This is a genomic window from Bacillus multifaciens (genome assembly GCF_030756675.1).
In the GTDB taxonomy this organism is placed as follows: domain Bacteria; phylum Bacillota; class Bacilli; order Bacillales; family Bacillaceae_G; genus Bacillus_A; species Bacillus_A multifaciens.
This window is the reverse complement of record NZ_JAVBXD010000092.1, coordinates 1-653: the sequence shown is the minus strand read 5'-3', so window position 1 is coordinate 653 and position 653 is coordinate 1. Positions and strand designations below refer to the sequence as shown.

Here is a 653-nt window from a genome sequence, read left to right as displayed (position 1 = left end):
TAATAAAGCGCGCCCGAGAGGACTCGAACCCCTAACCTTTTGATCCGTAGTCAAACGCTCTATCCAATTGAGCTACGGGCGCATATGGTGCCGAGGGCGGGGGTCGAACCCGCACGGTGGTCACCCACCGCAGGATTTTAAGTCCTGTGCGTCTGCCTGTTCCGCCACCCCGGCATGTCATATTGAAAACTGGAGCGGAAGACGGGATTCGAACCCGCGACCCCAACCTTGGCAAGGTTGTATTCTACCACTGAACTACTTCCGCAAGACATGTATGAGTTATTTTATTAAAAGTGCGGGTGAAGGGAGTCGAACCCCCACGCCAAAGGCGCCAGATCCTAAGTCTGGTGCGTCTGCCAATTCCGCCACACCCGCATATTATTTTTTAAAAATGGGGCGACTGATGGGAATCGAACCCACGAGTGTCGGAGCCACAATCCGATGCGTTAACCACTTCGCCACAGCCGCCATAATCCTGGTGCCGGCTAGAGGACTTGAACCCCCAACCTACTGATTACAAGTCAGTTGCTCTACCAATTGAGCTAAGCCGGCATTTATATGGTGGAGGATGACGGGATCGAACCGCCGACCCCCTGCTTGTAAGGCAGGTGCTCTCCCAGCTGAGCTAATCCTCCATTTGCCTGGCAACGTCC

General features: G+C 54.2%; 7 tRNA genes. All 7 read right to left on the bottom strand.

Features of this window, described 5'->3' with window-relative positions:
• Positions 1–8 precede the first annotated feature (8 nt).
• Positions 9–82, bottom strand: a tRNA-Arg gene (locus Q9306_RS24530).
• A 3-nt stretch (positions 83–85) separates the two neighbouring features.
• Positions 86–174, bottom strand: a tRNA-Leu gene (locus tag Q9306_RS24525).
• 16 nt (positions 175–190) lie between these two features.
• Positions 191–265: transfer RNA gene (locus tag Q9306_RS24520), tRNA-Gly, on the bottom strand.
• Positions 266–294: 29 nt separating this feature from the next.
• Positions 295–375 (bottom strand) — tRNA-Leu (locus Q9306_RS24515).
• 17 nt (positions 376–392) lie between these two features.
• A tRNA-His gene (locus tag Q9306_RS24510) sits at positions 393–468 on the bottom strand.
• A gap of 8 nt (positions 469–476) precedes the next feature.
• Positions 477–552, bottom strand: a tRNA-Thr gene (locus Q9306_RS24505).
• 7 nt (positions 553–559) lie between these two features.
• Positions 560–635, bottom strand: a tRNA-Val gene (locus Q9306_RS24500).
• Positions 636–653 lie beyond the last annotated feature (18 nt).